An 18,126-nucleotide genomic window follows, 5' to 3' on the forward strand; every position below is an offset into this window, starting at 1 on the left:
CGTGCCCCCCGTGGTGCTCGTGTTGACCAACGTCTGACCCCAGTTGTCCCCCACGTCGAGCGCGGGCGCCCCCCCCCCGGGGGGCGGGGGCCCGCGGGGCGGGCCCCCCCGGGGGGGGGCCCAACGGCCCGTCGTCGTGCGCGGCCCGCGGGGTGGGTGTCAGCAGCCGCAGTCGTCGGAGTCGGTGGGGGCGGTCAGCGGGTCGGCCTCGGCGCGCTGCTCGCTGCCCTGCCAGGTCTCGACCTCGAAGCCCTCGCGGATCCAGTACTCGATGCCGCCGAGCATCTCCTTGACCTGGAAGCCGAGCTGGGCGAGGGCGAGGGCGGAGCGGGTGGCGCCGTTGCAGCCCGGCCCCCAGCAGTAGGTGACCACGGGCACGTTCTTGTCGAGGAGCCGCTCGGCCTGCTCGGGGATGAGGGCCGTGGGCAGGTGGATCGCCCCGGGGACGTGCGCCTGGTCCCAGGAGGGGGTGGAACGCGAGTCGATGATCTGGAAGCCGAGCTCGACGCCCTGCTCGCGGTGGGCCTTGAGGGCGCCGGCTACGTCGGAGACGTCGGCGTGGAAGGCGAGGCTGGCGGCGAAGTAGGCGGCGGCCACGGCCGGGGCGGCCGGGGGCACCCGCAGGACGGAGTTGGTGGCGGGCACCGTGGTGGCGGGCACGGTGGCGGTGGGCTGCTGCGTCGTCGTCATGGCTCAAAATCTACGATCGACTGATCACTTTCGGAAGTGGAATTCCACTGCCATCACCTTGTCCAACCGTGATTTCCCCTGCTAGACCTGGCACATGACCGACTATTCCCCCGACGCCACCGACTGGCGCATCCTGGAAGCCCTCCAGCAGGACGGCCGCGCCAGCTTCGCCGAGCTGGCGCGCGCGGTCTCGATGTCCCCGAGCGCCGTCACCGAACGGGTGCGCCGGCTGGAGGAGGCGGGCGTGATCACCGGGTACACCGCGGTGGTCGCGCCGGAGAAGCTCGGGAAGTCCATCATGGCGCTGGTCCGGCTGCGCTACCCGCACGGGAACTACAAGCCGTTCCACGCCTTGCTGGAGAGCACCCCGGAGATCCTGGAGGCCCACCACGTGACGGGGGACGACTGCTTCGTCCTCAAGGTCGTGACCCGCTCGATGGCACACCTGGAAGAGATCACGGGCAAGATCGCCGGACTCGGATCGGTGACGACGAGCGTCATCTACTCCTCGCCCCTGTCCCGCCGCCCCCTCAGCCCGTGACGGAGCGCGAGGAACGACTACAGGCAGTGACGATACGGTGACGCCCTCCCTGACATCCTCGATTACGAGGCGTCGCCGGTGTGGTGGCGCACCACGGAACCACCCCGCTGCTTGACAATCTCCAACTGGGTCTGGACCCGCGTACGCAGGTCCGCGACGTGACTGACGATCCCGACACTGCGGTCCCGCTCCCGCAGCGAGTCGAGTACGTCGAGCACCTCGTCCAGGGCCTGTTCGTCCAGGCTCCCGAACCCCTCGTCGATGAAGAGGGTGTCCAGGCGCATCCCGCCCGCCTCGTCGGTCACCACGTCGGCGAGTCCGAGCGCCAAGGCCAGCGAGGCGAAGAAGGTCTCGCCGCCCGAGAGGGTGGCGGTGTCCCGCTCGCTGCCGGTCCAGGCGTCCACGACGTGCAGGCCCAGGCCTGACCGGCCCCGCCCGGTCGCCCTGGCGTCCGAGTGGACGAGCGTGTACCGGCCGCCGGACATGCGCAGCAGCCGTACCGTCGCGGCCGCGGCGACCTGTTCCAGCCGTGCGGCCAGCACGTAGGCCTCCAGGCGCATCTTGCGCTCGTTGTCGGCGGAGGTGCCGGCGGTGAGAGCGGCCAGTGCGGCCACCCGGTCGTAGCTGTCGCGGAGCGGGCCGAGCGCGCGCAGCTCGCTCTCGATCTGCCGGGACAGCCGGTCCAGTTCGGTGCAGCGCAGCCGTGCCGCGTCGGCGGCCGAGCCGGCGGTGCGCAGCCGGGCCGCGGCCAGATCGGCGCGCTCCTCGGCGGCGCGCGGGTCCGCGGGCGGTTCTTCGGCCGCGCGGGCCGCGTCGGCCTCGGCGAACCGGTCGGCCAGCAGTGCTTCTTCGGCCTGCCAGGCGTCCGCACGCCGCTGTAGGGCGCTGCGTTCGTATTCGGCGAGGACCGCGTCGGCTGCGGCCTCCGTGGTCTCGAAGCCCGCTCGGAAGGCGGCGTCGGCGAGGCGTCCGTCGGCTTCCTTGAGGCGTTCGGCAGCGGCCTCGGCGCGGTGCAGCGCGCCTGCGGCGTCCGCCACCAGGCGGACCCGGGTCTCCAGCAGCCTGGCCCGGTCGCCGACGCTGGCCGAGCCGGCTCGCACCCGGGCCAGTTCCTCCTCCAGCGCTCGTTGTTCCTCGTCCAGGACTTCGCGGCGCGAGGAGCGGGCGGCGATGCGGCGTTCGGCTTCGAGCCGGTCGGCGCTGCGGGAGGCGTGTTCGCGTTCGGCGTGGGCCAGTCGTTCGCGGGCTCCGTGCAGTCCTGCCGCCGCGGAGTGGGCCGCGGCGTGCCGATCGGTCAGTTCCCTGGTGCGGTCGAGGAGTTCGGCCGTGGTGGCGTCCCCGGCGGCGGCCGCCGCCTCGGTACGGGCTTCCCGTACGGCGGCGAGCCTGCGCTCGGTCGTCGCGCGGCGCTCCTCGGCCTGCTCGAAGCGGGCGTGGGCGGTGTCCTCGGCGGCGCGGTCCACGTGGCCGGGGGCGGGGCGGGCGGGTGCGGGGTGGTCGGCAGAACCGCACACGGTGCACGGTTCCCCCGTGACGAGCGCCTCGGCGAGTTCGGCGGCGATCCCGCGCAGCCGGGTCTCCTTGAGCTCCAGCCAGCGCTCCCGGGCGCCTGCGGACTCCTCGCGTACGAAGAGCAGCTCGCCGGCGGTGGCCTCCGCTTCGGCGGCGAGCGCGTCCCGGCGGCGGGCCGCGGCCAGGTGCAGTCGCGCGGGCTCCAGCCGGCCGGCCAGGTGTTCGGCCTGGGTCGCGGCTTGTTGGGCGGTGTCCACGCGTTCGCGCAGCGCGGCCCGCAGGGGCTCCCAGCGGGCCAGCCAGTCGGCGGATTCCTGTTGCTGTTCCTCGGCGGCGCGGGACTCTCGTTCCAGGGCTGCGCGTTCGCGGGAGATGTCGGCGCTGCGCTGTTCGGCGCGCTGGGCGGCGCCGAGCGCGCCGAGTTCGCCGCGCAGCCGCTGTTCGAGGGCGGCGAGTTGTTCGGCGCTCGCCTCGACGAGGTCGGAGTGCAGGCGCCGCCGCGCGTCGTCGACGGCGTGCACAGCGGCCCGGTGCGCGCCGGCCGCGGCTTCGCGGAGGTCGAGTGCGGGGGCCACCAGGGCGCCCCGGCGGGCCCGGTCGAGGCGTTCGCGGAGCCGTTCCCGCTCGGGTGCGGCGTCGGCGAGGACCTCGGCGCGGTGGACGGCTTCGGCGTGCCGCCGCTGGAGCCGGTCGAGTTCCCGGGCCCCTTCGGCGGCCCGGCGGGCTGTCGCGTGCCGGGCTTCGGCGGCGCTGAGGGCGTGTTCGCGCACGGTCAGCCGTTCCCGGGCCGAGCTGCGCGCCACGGCCGCCCAGGCCCGTACGGCCTCGGCGAGCCCGGGGTCGCCGGGCTGGTGTCCGGGCAGCGGCCAGGCGCGCAGGTCCGCGCTGTCCCCGGCGGCCTGGGCCAGCCGCTGGGCCGTGCCGAGCACCTTTTCGTCGCCCGCGCGCACCTTGGCCTCGGCGGCCCGGCGCTGTTCGGCGAGCAGGGCTTCGACGGCGGCGAAGCGGCGGGTGTCGAAGAGCCGTCCCAGCAAACGGCCGCGGGCCTCGGCGTCGGCGCGCAGGAAGCGTGCGAACTCGCCCTGGGGCAGCAGCACGACCTGGCAGAACTGTTCGCGGCTCATGCCGAGGAGCTGCTCGATCTCCTCGCCGATCTCCTGGTGGGAGCGGCTGAGTCCCTGCCAGCCGGTGTCGCCGAGGTGTTCGCGGAGCCAGCTCTGGGCCTTGTCCTTGGTGGTGCCGGTGCCGCGCTTCTTGGGGCGGGGCTGTTCGGGGCGCCGGGTGATCTCCAGGCGGCGGCCGCCCGCGGTGAGTTCGAGGGTGACCTCGGTGGCCTCCTCGGGGGTGGCGTGGTCGCTGCGCAAGCTGGTGCCGGGCGCCTGGCGGGGGCCGGGCACGGAGCCGTACAGGGCGTAGCAGACCGCGTCGAGCACCGAAGTCTTGCCCGCGCCGGTGGGACCGTGCAGGAGGAAGATCCCGGCGCCGGAGAGCGTGTCGAAGTCGATCTCCTGCGCTTCGGCGAAGGGCCCGAAGGCGGTGACCTTGAGTCGGTGCAGCCTCATCGGTCCCGCCCATGACGTCCGGTTTCGAGCAGTGCGGTTTCGACGCGGACGTCGTCGAAGGCGGCCCTCAGCACGGCCCGTTCGCCCTCGTCGGCGGCGCCCCCGCCGCGGACGTGGGTGACGAAGTCCTCGGCGATCTCCTGGTCGCTGCGGCCCTTGAGGCGCTGTGCGTAGGAGGCGCCGTCGTCCTCCTCGCGGCCCTGGGGGTCGAAGGCGAGGCTGAGGGTGTGGGGGAAACGGGCGACGAGGCGGGCCATCGGGTCCTCGGGCCGGATCGGGTCGGTGAGGGTCGCCTCCACCCACGCCTGCTCGTGTCCGGCGAGCGCGGGGTCCTCCAGCAGTTCCTCGATGGGGCCCCGGATGCGGGCGAGCGGGCGCGGCACGGGGGTGTCGATCCGCTCGGCCACCGGGCTCGTGCCCGGGGCACCGAGTTCGATCAGCCACATCGTCTTGCGGTGGTGGACCTCGGAAAAGGAGTAGGCGAGCGGGGAACCGGAGTAACGGACCCGTTCGTTGATCGTCTGACAGCCGTGCAGGTGGCCGAGGGCGGCGTAGTCGACTCCGTCGAAGACGGCGACGGGCACCGAGTCGACCCCGCCGACCGCGATGTCGCGCTCGCTGTCGCTGGCCTGGCCGCCGGTGACGAAGGCATGCGCGAGGACGACCGAGCGGACGCCGGGGCCGCGGGTGGCGAGGTCGTCGCGGATCCGGTCCATGGCGGCGCCGAGCACCGCTTCGTGGCTGACCTTCGGTGCGTCGAACGCGTCCTTGACCAGGGCCGGTTCGAGGTACGGCAGGCCGTAGAACGCCACGTCGCCGTGTACGTCGGTGAGCACGACGGGGTCGGCGCAGCCCTCGGGGTCGGTTCGCAGGTGGATCCCGGCGCGGCCGATCAGTGCGGCCCCCACGCCGAGCCGGCGGGCGGAGTCGTGGTTCCCGGAGATCATCACGGTGGGCACGCCGAGCTCGGCGAGCCGGTGCAGGACCTGGTCGAACAGCTCGACGGCGGGCAGCGGCGGCACGGCGCGGTCATAGATGTCGCCCGCGACGAGCACGGCGTCCACCTCGCGCTCCCGCGCGGTCTCGACGAGGTGATCGACGAAGGTCGCCTGCGCCCCGAGCAGGTTGACCCGGTGGAAGGCCCGGCCGAGATGCCAGTCGGAGGTGTGGAGGATCCTCACAATGCCACTCCGACCTGCACTTTTACCGTTCCTCCAGCTCCGGGACCAGCACGGACCCCCTACGGGCGCCGCGGCAGGCACCACCACGCTAACGCGAATCGGCGCCCGGTCCGTCTCGGTTCTCAGTTTGCCACCGGCGCCCGGGGGTGGACGACCAGTCGCGCCGAGGCCCCCGCCGGACCTCGGTGCGACGGCCACGGCGCGACGGCCACGACGCGACGGCCACGGGGTCACGACCACGACCGCGCCCCCTACGGCCTCGGACCCCCGGCCTCGGACCCCTGGCCTCAGCGCCACGGGTCGAGGGCGTGCTTGCCGGTCGTCCGGCGGGATTCGAGTTCCCGCAGGACGGCGGGGCCTTCGTCCAGCGGGTGGACCCGGGGGGTGCCCGGCGGGTAGACGCCCTGCTCGATGAGCTCCTCCAGCTCGGCGATCAGCGACCGGTAGAGGGCCGGGGCCTTCGAGGCTAGGGCGCCGATGTGCAGGCCCTTGAGCTGTACGTGGTGGGTGAAGACGAGGTCGTGGGTGCTCAGGCCGGCGTCCCCGGAGGACGCGCCGAGGACGACGATCCGCCCGGTGAAGGGTCGGGTGACGCGGAGGCTGGTGTCGAAGGTGGCCCGCCCCACGGACTCCAGGACGAGGTCGACGCCTCCCGTCAGCCGGGTGATCGCCTCGGCGAGGTCGGGCCGGGAGCCGTCGAGGACGTCCTCGGCTCCGAGCGCCCTGACCGTGTCGTGCTTGGCCGGCGAGGCGGTGGCGATGACGCGTGCCCCGTAGTGCCGGGCGAGACGGACGGCCGCCTGCCCCACGCCTCCTGCCGCCGCGTGGACGAGGACCACCTCGCCGCGCCCGAGCCGGCCCAGCGGTTTCAGCGCCGCCAGCGCGGTCGCCCAGTTCAGCACCATGCCGAGGGCTTCGGCGTCGCTCCAGCCCGCCGGCACCGGCAGCACGCCGGCGGCCGGCATGACCATGTACGGGGCGAACGCGCCCGCACCGGCCCCGACGATCCGGGTGCCCACCGGGAGGGGGTCCTCGGTGTCCGGGCCGACGGCCTCGATCGCGCCGGCGGCTTCGAAGCCCGCGACGTAGGGCGGCCGCGGACCGCCGCCGTAGGTGCCGTACGCCTGCATGACGTCGGCGTAGTTGATTCCGGCCGCCCCGACGCGGATCAGGTACTCGCCCGGCCCCGGCTCGGGGCGGGGGCGGTCGCCGACGAGGACCAGGTCCCGCGGCCCGGCCTGGGACGGCTGGACCAGCGCCCGCATCGTGGGTCCGTCGCTGTCCTGCTGCTGAAGGATCTCCATGCCGAGGACCGTAGGAGCCTCACGCACACGTCAAGGTCAAGGGCGGAGGTCGAAGCCGGGGCGGGGGTCGGGGTCGAGCGGCCGCGGCGCCGGAGGCCGCGCGGCACCCAGGAAGGACTCCAGCGCCGACCGTTGGGCGGTGAGCGCGGCGATCCGTTCGGTGAGCCGACCGTGGTAGTCCCGCACCTCGTCGAGGAACTCCCCGCACAGGGCGGCCGCCCCGCCCGTCGGATGCTCGGCGAGGAAGGGCAGGACCTCCTTGATCAACCGCACCGGGAGCCCGGATTCCAGCAGCGACCGGATGACCCGGACCCGCTCGACGGTGCCGGCGCAGTAGTCGCGGTACCCGTTGTCCTGCCGGCCCGGGACGATCAGGCCCTCGTCCTCGTAGAAGCGCAACGACCGCACGCTCACGCCACTGGCCTCGGATGCCTCACCGATCCTCATGCACGACCCCAACGCCCGACCGGCCCGTGGTCTTCCGGCGGCGCCGCATTACACTGCCGTAGACGGTCTACATCACCGTAGACGGAGGAAGCGTGAGGAGCACCCCATGGGTGAGGCCAACCCGGACCGACTGCCGGCCGGCGAGCTGGAGGCGTCGGTGCTGGCGGCCCTGTGGGCGGCCGGCACCCCGCTGACGCCCGGCCAGGTCCAGGAGGCACTGGGCACGTCGCACGCGCGGACGACGGTGACGACGATCCTGACCCGGTTGCACGAGAAGGGCGCGGTGTCCCGCACCCGCTCCGGTCGCGGGTTCGCCTACCTGCCGACGGAGGACGCCTCCGGGCTCACGGCCCGTCGCATGCACTCGGAGCTGCAAAAGACGGAGGACCGGGGCGCGGTGCTGACCCGCTTCGTCTCGCAGTTGAGCGACGACGACGAGCAGCTGCTGCGGGCCCTGCTCGACGGGGGCGGTGCGTGATCTACGCGGTCTGGCTGCCGCTGCTGGTCCCCTTCCTCGCCGGGCCAGTGGGCCGACGGCTGGCGGCCTCCCTGCCCCCGCGGCACGCCGTGTGGCTGTTGGCCTGCGCGGCGGCGGGGCTGGCCCTCGCCAGCACGGTCTCCCTCGCCCTGCTCGTGGTCCCGGGCGCCACGCACCTGCGCACCGTCGCCGCGCTGGGCAAGCTGCTCACTCCGCTGCGGACCGGTTCGCCCGATGCCGTGGTGGCGGTGGCCGTCGTGGCCGCGGCCCTGCTGGGCTGGTCCGTCGCGCTGCTGGTGCGGGCGGCGAACCGGCGCTGGACCCAGCTGCGCCGCGCCGGCCGGCTCGCGGCGCACGCCGGCGGAGAGCTGGTCGTCCTGGACGAACCGGGGCCGGACGCCTACGCGCTCCCGGGGCGACCCGGTCGGATCGTGGTGACCACCGGCATGCTGGGCGCGCTGACGGCCGCCGAGCGCGAGGCGCTGTTCGCCCACGAGCGCGCCCACCTGCGCGAGCGTCACCACCTCTTCGCCGCCGTGACCGATCTGGCGGCCCTGTGCCATCCGGCCCTGCGGGCCCTGCGCGAACCGCTGGCCTACGCCCTGGAGCGCAGCGCCGACGAGGCCGCCGCACTCGCCACGGGTGACCGCGGGCTGACCGCCCGGGCCATCGGCCGGGCCGCGCTCGCCACCCGTGCGGCCCAGGCGTCCGGCCCGGCGCGGCCGGCCTTCGCGCTGGCCGCGACGGCCGGTCCGCTGCCGCGCCGGGTGGCGGCCCTGTTGGGCCGACCGGTGGGGGCCGCGGCCGCGGCGCGCTCCCGTACCGCACGGCACCTCACCGCCGCGGCCCTGGTGACCTGCCTGGCCCTGTCCGGCGCCGCGGCCCTGGACGCCGCGGTGGACCTGCACGCGGGCATCGAGGCGGCGCAGGGCGAGTCGGCGGGACGGTGACCCGGGGCGGCGGACCCGGCGCCGTCGCTGACCCGACCTCGTCGCTCAGGGCGTAGGTCTCACCTCGAAGGCGTAGGTCTCGCCCCTCAGGGGGCGTAGGTCTCCCCGCCCAGGGTGAGGGTGGCGCTGCCCGCCGTGATGTCGGCGAGCCACGCCTCGAAGGCGGGCAGGTCGGCCTCGGGCAGGGCGATCTCGATCTCCACGGCGGCGCCGTAGCGCAGGTCGACCACGGTCCGGCCGGTCGAGCGGAGGTCGTTCTGGGTCTTGCCGGCGCGCTGGTGGTCGACGGTGACGGTGGCCAGCCGGTAGCGGTGGCGGGTGACCGTGCCCAGGGTGTCGAGGGCCTCGCCGACCACGCCGCCGTAGGCCCGGATCAGCCCGCCCGCGCCGAGTTTCACACCGCCGTAGTAGCGGGTGACCACGGCGACGGCGTAGCGGATGTCGCGCCGCATCAACATCTGGAGCATCGGCACTCCGGCCGTGCCGCCCGGTTCGCCGTCGTCACTGGCCTTCTGGACGGAGGCGTCCGCCCCGACGACGTAGGCGTAGCAGTTGTGCGAGGCGGTGGGGTGCTCCTTGCGGATGCGGGCGACGAAGTCCTGCGCCTCGCGCTCGGTCGCGGCGGGCGCGAGCGCGCAGAGGAAGCGCGAGCGGTTGATCTCGGACTCGTGGACGCCCTCGCGGGCCACCGTGACGTACTGGTCTGCCTTCACCCGCTCCACCCTAAAGGGAATCGGACGGGGGAATCGGACAGGTGTCCTCCCTGTTGAAGCCGGGTGCGGGCGGCACCCGGCCGGCCCGCGAGAGCAGGAGGCGGCACGCGTGTACGGCGACCCGGCAACCATCCGCAGGATCCTCACCCAGCACGGCGACACCTGGGCCGTGGTGGGACTGTCCAACAACAGCGACCGCGCCGCCTACGGCGTGGCGCGGGTGCTCCAGCGCTTCGGCAAGCGTGTGGTGCCGGTGCACCCGAAGGCGGAGACGGTCCACGGCGAGCAGGGTTACGCCTCGCTGGCCGCGATCCCCTTCCCGGTGGACGTGGTGGACGTCTTCGTGAACAGCGCGCTGGCCGGTCCGGTCGCCGACGAGGCCGCGGCGGCCGGCGCCCGCGCCGTCTGGTTCCAGCTCGGCGTGGTCGACGAGGACGCCTTCGAGCGGACCACCTCCGCCGGGCTGGACATGGTCATGGACCGCTGCCCGGCCATCGAGATCCCGGCCCTGTGAAGCGGGCCGACGCGGGCCGACCCGGGCTCCCCTGACCTGGGCTACGGGCGGCCCACGGGCGGGATGGACACCGCCAGCGTCATCTCCATCCGCACGGGGCCGTCGTTGCGGTAGGCGTGGGGTGCGTTCGCCTCGAAGGAGACGGCCCCGCCCGCCGGTACGGCGTACCGCTCCCCGTCGACCAGGAGCGTGAGCTCCCCCGCGGTGACGTGCATCATCTCGACGGTGCCGGCCGGATGGGGGTCGGAGTCGCTGCCCTCGCCCGGCTCCAGCCGGTAGGTCCACATCTCCAGCGGTCCGCGCCGGTCGTCGCCGAGCAGCATCTCGCTGGCGCTGCCGCCGTCCGTCGACCACATGCGCACGCCCTGTCCCGGGAGCACCACGTGCACCTGGGGGCCGGGTTCGTGGTCGAGCAGGGTGGTGATGCTGACGCCGAGGGCGTCGGCCAGTTTGACCGTGGTGCCGACGCTGGGGTTCGTACGGGCCTGCTCGATCTGGATGATCATCCCCCGGCTCACTCCCGCGCGGGCCGCCAGCGCGTCCAGTGTGAAACCGCGCTCACCTCGGCACTTCTTGAGGTTCCGGGCGAGCGCCTGGGTGAGCTGTTCGAGATCCGACACCATACCGTCCAATATTTTGGATGACAGAGTTCAATGGGCTGAACTATCGTGCATTGCACTCACTGGTTCAATGCACTGTACTGCGAGGTCCTGTCATGACCGCCCTGTTCGCCCTGGCCACAGCCATTCTGTGGGGTCTCGCCGATTTCGGGGGCGGATTGCTGACGCGCAGGCTTCCCGCGCTCACCGTGGTCGTCGCCTCGCAGGCCGTCGCCGTCGTCGTGCTCGGCTCGATCGTGCTCGGCACCGGCGCCTGGCGGGAGGCCGGATCGCAGCTGTGGTTCGCGGTCGCCGCGGGTCTGGTGGGTCCCCTCGCCATGTTGAGCTTCTACAAGGCGCTCGCGCTGGGCCCGATGGGCGTGGTCTCGCCGCTCGGTTCGCTGGGCGTCGTCGTCCCGGTCGGGGTCGGGCTGACGCTCGGCGAGCGGCCCGGCTTCGGCCAGGTCGCGGGCATCGCGGTGGCCCTGGTCGGGATCCTGCTGGCGGGCGGGCCCGAGCTGCGCGGGGCGCCCGTACAGCGGCAGGCGGTGCTGCTCACCCTGGGCGCGGCCTTCGGCTTCGGCGCGGTCATGGCGCTCATCTCGGAGGCGTCCAGTGGACTCACCAGCCTGTTCCTGGCCCTCTTCGTGCAGCGCGTGACGAACGTGGCGGCGGGCGGGGCCGCGCTCTGGGCCTCGGCCCGGCGCGGGAACCGGGTGCTCCCGGCGGGCGGCGGCCCCGCGCTGCTGTGGACCCTGCTGCCCGCGCTGGCCTTCGTCGGGCTGGCGGACGTCGCGGCCAACGGCACCTATTCCGTCGCCGCGCAGAACGGTCCGGTGACGGTGGCCGCCGTACTGTCCTCGCTGTACCCCGTCGTCACCGCGTTCGCCGCCTTCGCCCTCCTGAAGGAACGGCTGCGCACGGTCCAGGCGGCCGGGGCCGGCCTCGCCCTGGCCGGCACCGTCCTGCTGGCAGCGGGGTAGCCGGCCCGGGGACGGCCGGTGGGGGTCATTCGATGGCGGGGGCGGCGGCCCCGGCGATCGGGTTGCCCGCCCAGCGGGTCGCCGGTGGGACCGTCTCACCGCGCATCACCAGGGAGGAGGCACCGACCGAAGCGTGGGCGCCGACCGCGCTGCCCGGCAGCACGATGCTGTGCGGGCCGAGCGAGGCGCCCTCGGCGAGATCGACCGTGTCCATCCGCATGATCCGGTCGTGGAACAGGTGCGTCTGGAGCACACAGCCGCGGTTGACGGTCGCCCCCGCCCCGAGCGCGATCAGATCCGTCTCCGGAAGCCAGTGCGTGTCGCACCACACGCCGCGGCCGATCCGGGCCCCCAGGCTGCGCAGCCACCAGTTGAGGACGGGCGTCCCCGTGAAGGGGCCGGCCAACCACGGCACGGCGAGGGATTCCACGAAGGTGTCGTAGAGCTCGTTGCGCCAGACGAAGGAACTCCACAGCGGGTGCTCCGTCGCCCGGAAGCGGCCCACGAGCATCCACTTCGCGGCGGTCGCCGTCAGGGCAGCGGCCACCCCCGCGGCCAGCAGCAGGGGTGCGCCGACCACGGCGGCGAGCCAGAGGCCGCCCGAGTCGAGGGCGTCCTGCTGGGCGAGCAGCACCCCCTCGGCCAGCGCCAGTCCGCACATCAGCGGGATCAGCCGGCACAGCTCGACCAGCCCGCGGGCCAGCACCAGGTGCGGTGCCGGCTCGAAGGTGCGCCCCGCGTCCGGCGTGGCCGCCACCCGCGGCAGCGACATCGTCGGCCGGCCCAGCCAGGAGGTCCCGGGCCCGCTGTGCGCCGGGGCGTCGGAGAGGACCCCGATCAGCGCGTGGTCGGGCACGGTGCGCCCGGGGCCGACGATGCCGGAGTTCCCGACGAAGGCGCGCCGCCCGACGCGGACCGCGCCCAGCCGCATCCGGCCGTCGCGCAGCTCGTACGGCGCGGCGAGCACGTCGTCGGCGAGGAAGGCGCCGTCCTCGACGGTGAGCAGCGAGGGCAGGGTCAGCACGGTGGAGATCTCGGTCCGTCGGCCGACCCCGGCGCCGAGCAGCCGGAGCCACAGGGGCGTGGCGAGGCTCGCGTACAGCGGGAAGAGGGAGGCCCGCGAGCCGCCGAGGAGCCGGTGCACCAGCCAGACCCGCCAGGCGACGCCGCCGTCGGCGGGGTGGGTGCCGGGGGTGATGCCGCGGCCGAGGAGGCGGACGACGGCGGCCACGGTGAGGATCCAGCACAGGGTGGTGACGCAGGTCGCGACGGGAACGGTGAGCAGGAGCCACAGCGCGACGGCGCCGAGGGTCACGCAGTCCTTGACCAGGTAGTACGTCCCGACGAGTGCCGGCGCGCCCGCGAGGAGCGGGAGCAGCGGGAGCACGCCGAGGGTCACGGCGTAGCAGGCCTTCCACCGGCCGGGGCTGGACCGCCCGCCGGATGCGCGGCCCGCGGGCCGCTGCGCCGCGTCCGGCTGTGGTCGGGGGGTCGGGCGGGCCGGTGAGCCCTCCCAGCTGGCGCCGGCGGGGATCTCGCCCGACAGGCAGCCGCCGCCGGTCAGTTCGGCGCCGGGTCCGACCACCGCGCCCGGCATGAGCATCGACCGGTGCCCCACCCGGGCTCCGGCGCCCACCCGTACCGCCCCCACCCGCAGGGTCCCGCCGTCCACCCACCACCCGGACAGGTCGGCCTCGGGCTCGACGGCGCAGCCGTCGCCCAGCTCGGCGAGCCCCGTCACCGGCGGCATCGCGTGCAGCGCGACCCCCTTTCCGGTGGCGCAGCCGAGCGCACGCGCGTACCGGGCGGCCCACGGGGTACCGAGCAGCGCGGGGACGCCGAAGGCGGCCACGGCGCGTTCCGCGGCCCACAGCCGCAGGTGGACCCTGCCCCCGCGCGGGTAGGCGCCGGGGACGATCCCCCGGGTCAGCAGCCGCGCGGCGGCCGTGCCCAGGGCGAACCGGGACGGGGCGCTGAACAGCACCACCCAGCCGGCCAGCACCAACCACCACGAGGTGTACGGGGCCCAGGCCTTGGGGGCCAGCACGGCGAGGAGGTTGTCGATGACCGCCAGGGCGACCAGCCCGCGCAGCCCGGTCACGCCGAACAGGGCGCACTGGACGAGGATCTGGGCCGCGCCGGTACGCCGCCGCAGCGGCGGCGTCGGGGACACGGCCCCGACCGACCCCCGCGGGGAGTCCGACGACGCCGACGGCGAGGACGCGCCCAGGGAGGCGGACGCGGCCGGGCCCGACGCCGCCCCCTTCGCCGCGCCGCCCGGGGCGAGGCCCTCCAGGAGTGCGGCCATGTCCCGCAGCACCGGGTTCCGGTAGAGGTCCGCGACCGACACTCCGGGGTAACGCTCGCGCAGCCGCGAGGCCATCCGCGCGGCCGTCAGGCTGGTGCCGCCCAGGGCGACGAAGTCGGATCCCGGCCCGGGGCGGCTGCCGAGCAGGTGCGCCCACAGGTCGGCGAGCTCCGCGACGACCACCCCGAGCGGCTCCGGACCCGCCGCCTCCGACGCCCCCGAGGCGCCCGAGGCGGCTGCTCCGTCCAACGGCTCCGCCCCGCCGGACCCGCCGGACCCGGCCGCCCGATGCGCGGATTCCGGCAGCGGCCACGGCAGGGCCTCGCGGTCGACCTTGCCGGAGGTGCGGGTGGGCAGTTCGACGATCTCGGCCAGTACGGGCACCAGCGCCGCGGGCAGCGCCCGGGCCAGGGCCTCCCTGGCCCGGGCGCGGTCGTAGCCGGGCGCGGGGACGACGTACCCGGCGAGCACCTGACCGCCGGCCGGGGTCAGGTGCACGGCCGCGGCGGCGCCGAGCACGCCGGGCAGGGCGCTCAGGGCGGCGTCGATCTCGCCGAGTTCCACCCGGCGGCCGCCGAGCTTGATCTGGTCGTCGGCCCGCCCGGTGAAGAGCAGCCCGGCGGGGTCCGCCAGCACGAGGTCGCCGGTGCGGTAGGCGCGGGTGGCGCCCAGCGCCGCGCAGGGCCGGAAGCGCTCCGCGTCCTTGACCGGGTCGAGGTACCGGGCGACGCCGGCGCCGGCGATGACCAGCTCGCCCTCGGCGCCGGGCGCGACGGGCTCCCCCGCCTCGTCGACGACGGCCAGGTCCCAGCCGTCCAGGGGCAGTCCGATGCGTACGGGTTCGCCGGGCCGCAGCCGTGCGGCGCAGGCCACGACGGTGGTCTCGGTGGGTCCGTAGGTGTTCCACATCTCGCGCCCGCCGATCGCGAAGCGGTCGACGAGCTCGGCCGGGCAGGCTTCGCCGCCGACGATGAGCAGCCGGACCCGGTCCAGGCAGTCTGCGGGCCAGAGCGCGGCGAGCGTGGGCACGGTCGAGACCACGGTGACGGCCCGGTCGACGAGCCAGGGGCCCAACTCGTGCCCGGCGCGCACGAGCGCCCGCGGGGCCGGGACCAGGCAGGCGCCGTGGCGCCAGGCCAGCCACATCTCCTCGCAGGAGGCGTCGAAGGCCACCGAGAGCCCGGCGAGCACCCGGTCACCGGGGCCGAGCGGGCGCTCCCGCAGGAACAGCCCGGCCTCGGCGTCGACGAAGGCGGCGGCGCTGCGGTGACTGACGGCCACGCCCTTGGGGGCGCCCGTGGAGCCCGAGGTGAAGATGATCCACGCGTCGTCCTGCGGGCGGGCCGCCCGGCGGGCCCCGCCGGCGGCGCCGGCGGGCGGTACGGCGCCGGGCGCCATCTCGCCGTCCGCGCCGAGGACCAGGCAGACCCCCGCCTCGCGGAAGACGGTCGCGGCCCGCTCGTCGGGGTCGTCCGCGTCCACCGGGACGTAGGCGGCGCCGCAGCGCAGCACGGCCAGGACCGCCAGGTAGAGCTCCGCGCTGCCGGAGGGCACGCGGATCCCGATCCGGTCCCCCGCCCCGGCGCCGGCACGGCGCAGCCGTTCGGCCCGGGCGGCGACCTCGGCGGTCAGCCGCCGGTAGTCGAGGCGTTCGGCGCCGGTGTCCAGGGCGAGGGCCCCGGGGTGGGCGGCCGCGGTGGCGTCGAGGACGTCGAGGAGCGTGCGCGCGGGGGCGGGGGGCGCACCGAAGTGACACGCGCCCCGCGCCGCGTCAGCGGAGGCCGGTCGGGGTAGGGGGCCGGACGGGTGGGATGGCATCGGTGCGCCTCTATTCGGCTGTGTGACGTGCGTATTCTGCACGGCCGAACGCCTGCCTCCGGCGCCGCCCGCACGCATCCACAGATACCGGCCACGGGTGTCCGGTTCACCGACCGGAGGCCACTGTTCCGCGAATCGAACAGGGCGTCCGGAACCCCAACGGCACGTCAAATCCCTTGTCGTGGGCGGGATCGCGCCGCGCACCGCGCGTCCCCGGCACCTTCCCGCATCGGCGACCCGTGGGGAGGATTTGGACAATCGCTGGGCTGACGTTCGGTATCGGACTCACCCGTTCCGCCCGCATCGCGCCCGATCAGGGGGCCGCGGGCGATCCGATCCCGCGGGACTCGGCGATACGTTCGGCTTCCTCCAGCGCGCGCAGTTGCGCGGGAGTCACCCCTTCCGGTATCGGTACCGGGGCCGGGGTGCGCAGCGGCGGCTGCCAGCCCGTCTCCGGCTCCCAGCGCCGCACGATCCGGGCCGGCGCGCCGGCGACGACGGCGTGGTCGGGCACCTCGCCGCGGACGACGGCCCCCGCGGCCACCACCACGTTGCGGCCGAGCCGGGCGCCGGGGAGGACCACCGCGCCGGTGCCGAGCCAGCAGCCCGGGCCGATCTCCACCGGCGCGCTGCGCGGCCACTGCTTGCCGACGGGCTCGTGCGGGTCGTCGTAACTGTGGTTGGTGGAGGTGATGTAGACCCCGGGACCGCAGAAGGTGTCCGATCCGATGGTGATCCGGGTGTCCGCGATGACGTGGCTCCCCCGACCGAGCACCACGCCGTTGCCGAGGACCAGCACCGGGTCACGGCCGAGGTCGAGGTCCGGCATCATCCCGGCGGTCAGGGTGACCTGCTCGGCGATGATGCAGTGCTCGCCCAGGTGGATCCAGCGTTCGCCGAAGACGGTGCCCTGGGGGAAGGCCAGCCGGGTGCCCTCGCCGATGGCGCCGAAGCGCAGCCGCCCGGGCGCCTGCGCGGTGACCGCACCCGCCTGCTGCGCCCAACGCCAGCCCGCGTGGACGATCCGGCTCGCGGCCCGGCGGCGCAGGGCGGTCACGGCCGCCAGGACCTCCGCGGGCGAGACGGATGAGAACGTGTTTCTGTTCTTCGGCACCCGGCCACGGTAGTGGGCCGTGCCCCGGGCGTCCGGACGGCCCTCCTGTGATCTTCACCCCATCGGCCGGCCGGCCGGAGGCGTGGCCTACGGTGCGAGGAGCGCGGCATCCGGAAGCAGAGGAAGAGAACATGACGTTTCAGGCGGACCAGGCATTCGTCGCCGGTGTCGGCGGGAAGAAGCCGGCCATCCACCCGGAGGCGTTCACCGCGCCGACGTCGGTCGTCGTCGGCGACGTCACCCTCGCCGCCGGGGCGAGCATCTGGTACTCCGCGGTGCTGCGGGCCGACTGCGGTCCGATCGTGCTCGGCGCGGACAGCAACGTCCAGGACAACTGCACGGTCCACGTCGACCCGGGCTTCCCGGTGACCATCGGCGCGCGCGTCTCCATCGGCCACAACGCGGTGGTGCACGGCTGCACCGTCGAGGACGACTGCCTGATCGGCATGGGCGCCACCGTCCTCAACGGCGCGGTGATCGGCGCGGGTTCGCTGGTCGCCGCCCAGGCCCTGGTGCCGCAGGGCATGGTCGTCCCGCCGGGCTCCCTCGTCGCGGGCGTGCCGGCGAAGGTCCGGCGCCCGCTGACGGACGAGGAGCGGGCGGGCATCAGCCTGAACGCGACGATGTACGTCGAGCTGGCGAAGCAGCACCGCGCGGCGGCCGGGGACCTCGCGTAGCGGAGCCGCGGCGTCCCGGACGGGCGCGGCGGCCGCGCCCGCCCGGGGCTCCGGGTTCAGTCCACCGCCACCGTGGTCTCGGCCGCCACCGTCGCCTCGGCCTGCGCCGCCGACTTCTTGGCCCGGCTGCGCAGCACCAGCATGGAGGTGAGCCCGATCAGCACGGCCGCCACCAGCCCCAGCCAGGAGAACCGCTTCAGCCAGGCCTCCGCGACGATCCCGATGTAGTAGATGACCGCCGTCGTGCCGCCCGCCCAGATGATCCCGCCGAGCACGTTGGCGATCAGGAACTTCCAGTACGGCATCCGCAGCACGCCCGCCAGCGGCCCCGCGAAGATCCGCAGCAGCGCCACGAACCGCCCGAAGAAGACGGCCCACATGCCCCACTTCTCGAAGGACCGCTCGGCCATCGCGACGTGGTGCTCCCCGAAGTGCCGGGGGAAGCGCCGCCCGAGCCGGGCCAGCAGCGGCTTGCCGCCCTTGCGGCCGATCGCGTAGCCGATCGAGTCCCCGATGATCGCGCCCGCGCTCGCGCAGGCGCCCAGCACCACCGGGTCGATGCCGCCGTTCTGCGAGGCGAGCAGGGCCGCGCTGACCAGGACGATCTCCCCGGGAAGCGGGATGCCCACGCTCTCCAACCCGATGACGAGGCCGACCAGCAGATAGACACTCACCGCCGGGATGGTCTCCAGCCATTCCTGGATGTGCACCGGTACGTCCTCCCGCAGCGTGGTC

General features: G+C 74.7%; 16 protein-coding genes. 6 read left to right on the forward strand and 10 right to left on the reverse strand.

The features are described 5' to 3' along the window. Positions 1-159 precede the first annotated feature (159 nt). Entirely contained in the window at positions 160-690 is a 531-nt protein-coding gene (locus ACIBEA_RS08010; RefSeq protein WP_399258957.1) for a rhodanese-like domain-containing protein, read from the reverse strand. A gap of 94 nt (positions 691-784) precedes the next feature. Here ACIBEA_RS08010 and ACIBEA_RS08015 point away from each other — a divergent pair, with 94 nt between their 5' ends. Then, positions 785-1,231 (forward strand): Lrp/AsnC family transcriptional regulator, encoded by a 447-nt coding sequence (locus tag ACIBEA_RS08015; protein ID WP_399258958.1) that lies wholly within the window; start codon positions 785-787, stop codon positions 1,229-1,231. 62 nt (positions 1,232-1,293) lie between these two features. On the opposite strand, the gene ACIBEA_RS08020 is transcribed toward ACIBEA_RS08015, so the two are convergent. The 4 genes from ACIBEA_RS08020 to ACIBEA_RS08035 all read right to left on the reverse strand — a co-directional run bounded on the left by ACIBEA_RS08020 (position 1,294) and on the right by ACIBEA_RS08035 (position 7,237). Next, a complete protein-coding gene (locus ACIBEA_RS08020) occupies positions 1,294-4,305 on the reverse strand; it encodes an AAA family ATPase (RefSeq protein WP_399258959.1) in 3,012 nt (1,003 codons plus the stop codon). Continuing rightward, positions 4,302-5,486, reverse strand: a complete 1,185-nt coding sequence (locus tag ACIBEA_RS08025) for an exonuclease SbcCD subunit D (RefSeq protein ID WP_399258960.1) — start codon at positions 5,484-5,486, stop codon at positions 4,302-4,304. The genes ACIBEA_RS08020 and ACIBEA_RS08025 overlap by 4 nt, the downstream gene beginning before the upstream one ends. 287 nt (positions 5,487-5,773) lie before the next feature. After that, positions 5,774-6,790, reverse strand: a complete 1,017-nt coding sequence (locus ACIBEA_RS08030; protein ID WP_399258961.1) for an NADPH:quinone oxidoreductase family protein — start codon at positions 6,788-6,790, stop codon at positions 5,774-5,776. Between the two features lie 36 nt (positions 6,791-6,826). After that, complete coding sequence (locus ACIBEA_RS08035; protein WP_399258962.1) at positions 6,827-7,237, reverse strand: MerR family transcriptional regulator; 411 nt, start codon at positions 7,235-7,237, stop codon at positions 6,827-6,829. Between the two features lie 106 nt (positions 7,238-7,343). Between ACIBEA_RS08035 and ACIBEA_RS08040 the strand changes: the two genes are divergently transcribed. Further along, the gene (locus ACIBEA_RS08040; protein ID WP_399258963.1) at positions 7,344-7,715 is read left to right on the forward strand and encodes a BlaI/MecI/CopY family transcriptional regulator; all 372 of its coding nucleotides are present in this window, start codon (positions 7,344-7,346) and stop codon (positions 7,713-7,715) included. Beyond that, positions 7,712-8,665 carry a M56 family metallopeptidase gene (locus ACIBEA_RS08045; protein WP_399258964.1) on the forward strand — a complete coding sequence of 318 codons (954 nt, stop codon included), beginning with the start codon at positions 7,712-7,714 and terminating at the stop codon, positions 8,663-8,665. Before ACIBEA_RS08040 ends, ACIBEA_RS08045 begins: the two co-directional genes overlap by 4 nt. Before the next feature lie 86 nt (positions 8,666-8,751). Here the strand turns inward: ACIBEA_RS08045 and ACIBEA_RS08050 are convergent, their stop codons facing one another. Beyond that, a complete protein-coding gene (locus tag ACIBEA_RS08050; RefSeq protein ID WP_399258965.1) occupies positions 8,752-9,378 on the reverse strand; it encodes a YigZ family protein in 627 nt (208 codons plus the stop codon). 109 nt (positions 9,379-9,487) lie between these two features. On the opposite strand from ACIBEA_RS08050, the gene ACIBEA_RS08055 reads away from it, so the two are divergent. Then, positions 9,488-9,892: a CoA-binding protein gene (locus tag ACIBEA_RS08055; protein WP_399258966.1), complete on the forward strand. Its 405-nt coding sequence runs from the start codon at positions 9,488-9,490 to the stop codon at positions 9,890-9,892. Between the two features lie 41 nt (positions 9,893-9,933). Here ACIBEA_RS08055 and ACIBEA_RS08060 read toward each other — a convergent pair whose 3' ends face one another. Continuing rightward, positions 9,934-10,512, reverse strand: coding sequence for a helix-turn-helix domain-containing protein (locus ACIBEA_RS08060; RefSeq protein WP_399259073.1), 579 nt, complete (start codon positions 10,510-10,512; stop codon positions 9,934-9,936). 95 nt (positions 10,513-10,607) lie between these two features. On the opposite strand from ACIBEA_RS08060, the gene ACIBEA_RS08065 reads away from it, so the two are divergent. Next, positions 10,608-11,474 carry an EamA family transporter gene (locus ACIBEA_RS08065; protein WP_399258967.1) on the forward strand — a complete coding sequence of 289 codons (867 nt, stop codon included), beginning with the start codon at positions 10,608-10,610 and terminating at the stop codon, positions 11,472-11,474. Between the two features lie 25 nt (positions 11,475-11,499). Here the strand turns inward: ACIBEA_RS08065 and ACIBEA_RS08070 are convergent, their stop codons facing one another. Beyond that, complete coding sequence (locus ACIBEA_RS08070) at positions 11,500-15,600, reverse strand: Pls/PosA family non-ribosomal peptide synthetase (protein WP_399258968.1); 4,101 nt, start codon at positions 15,598-15,600, stop codon at positions 11,500-11,502. Positions 15,601-15,913: 313 nt separating this feature from the next. Next, positions 15,914-16,714: an acyltransferase gene (locus ACIBEA_RS08075; RefSeq protein ID WP_399258969.1), complete on the reverse strand. Its 801-nt coding sequence runs from the start codon at positions 16,712-16,714 to the stop codon at positions 15,914-15,916. Between the two features lie 131 nt (positions 16,715-16,845). On the opposite strand from ACIBEA_RS08075, the gene ACIBEA_RS08080 reads away from it, so the two are divergent. Continuing rightward, positions 16,846-17,391, forward strand: coding sequence for a gamma carbonic anhydrase family protein (locus ACIBEA_RS08080; protein WP_399258970.1), 546 nt, complete (start codon positions 16,846-16,848; stop codon positions 17,389-17,391). A gap of 56 nt (positions 17,392-17,447) precedes the next feature. Here ACIBEA_RS08080 and ACIBEA_RS08085 read toward each other — a convergent pair whose 3' ends face one another. Continuing rightward, positions 17,448-18,101, reverse strand: coding sequence for a DedA family protein (locus tag ACIBEA_RS08085; protein ID WP_399258971.1), 654 nt, complete (start codon positions 18,099-18,101; stop codon positions 17,448-17,450). Between the last annotated feature and the right edge of the window lie 25 nt (positions 18,102-18,126).

The organism is Streptomyces sp. NPDC051555 (genome assembly GCF_044454405.1).
In the GTDB taxonomy this organism is placed as follows: Bacteria; Actinomycetota; Actinomycetes; order Streptomycetales; family Streptomycetaceae; genus Streptomyces.

What these genes read in the sequence shown, in the direction of transcription:
- ACIBEA_RS08065 (WP_399258967.1), top strand. Translation starts at nt 10,608, where the DNA reads ATGACCGCCCTGTTCGCCCTGGCCACAGCCATTCTGTGGGGTCTCGCC.
- ACIBEA_RS08080 (WP_399258970.1), top strand. Translation starts at nt 16,846, where the DNA reads ATGACGTTTCAGGCGGACCAGGCATTCGTCGCCGGTGTCGGCGGGAAG.
- ACIBEA_RS08030 (WP_399258961.1), bottom strand. Translation starts at nt 6,790, where the DNA reads ATGGAGATCCTTCAGCAGCAGGACAGCGACGGACCCACGATGCGGGCG.
- ACIBEA_RS08070 (WP_399258968.1), bottom strand. Translation starts at nt 15,600, where the DNA reads ATGCCATCCCACCCGTCCGGCCCCCTACCCCGACCGGCCTCCGCTGAC.
- ACIBEA_RS08040 (WP_399258963.1), top strand. Translation starts at nt 7,344, where the DNA reads ATGGGTGAGGCCAACCCGGACCGACTGCCGGCCGGCGAGCTGGAGGCG.
- ACIBEA_RS08020 (WP_399258959.1), bottom strand. Translation starts at nt 4,305, where the DNA reads ATGAGGCTGCACCGACTCAAGGTCACCGCCTTCGGGCCCTTCGCCGAA.
- ACIBEA_RS08015 (WP_399258958.1), top strand. Translation starts at nt 785, where the DNA reads ATGACCGACTATTCCCCCGACGCCACCGACTGGCGCATCCTGGAAGCC.
- ACIBEA_RS08010 (WP_399258957.1), bottom strand. Translation starts at nt 690, where the DNA reads ATGACGACGACGCAGCAGCCCACCGCCACCGTGCCCGCCACCACGGTG.
- ACIBEA_RS08035 (WP_399258962.1), bottom strand. Translation starts at nt 7,237, where the DNA reads ATGAGGATCGGTGAGGCATCCGAGGCCAGTGGCGTGAGCGTGCGGTCG.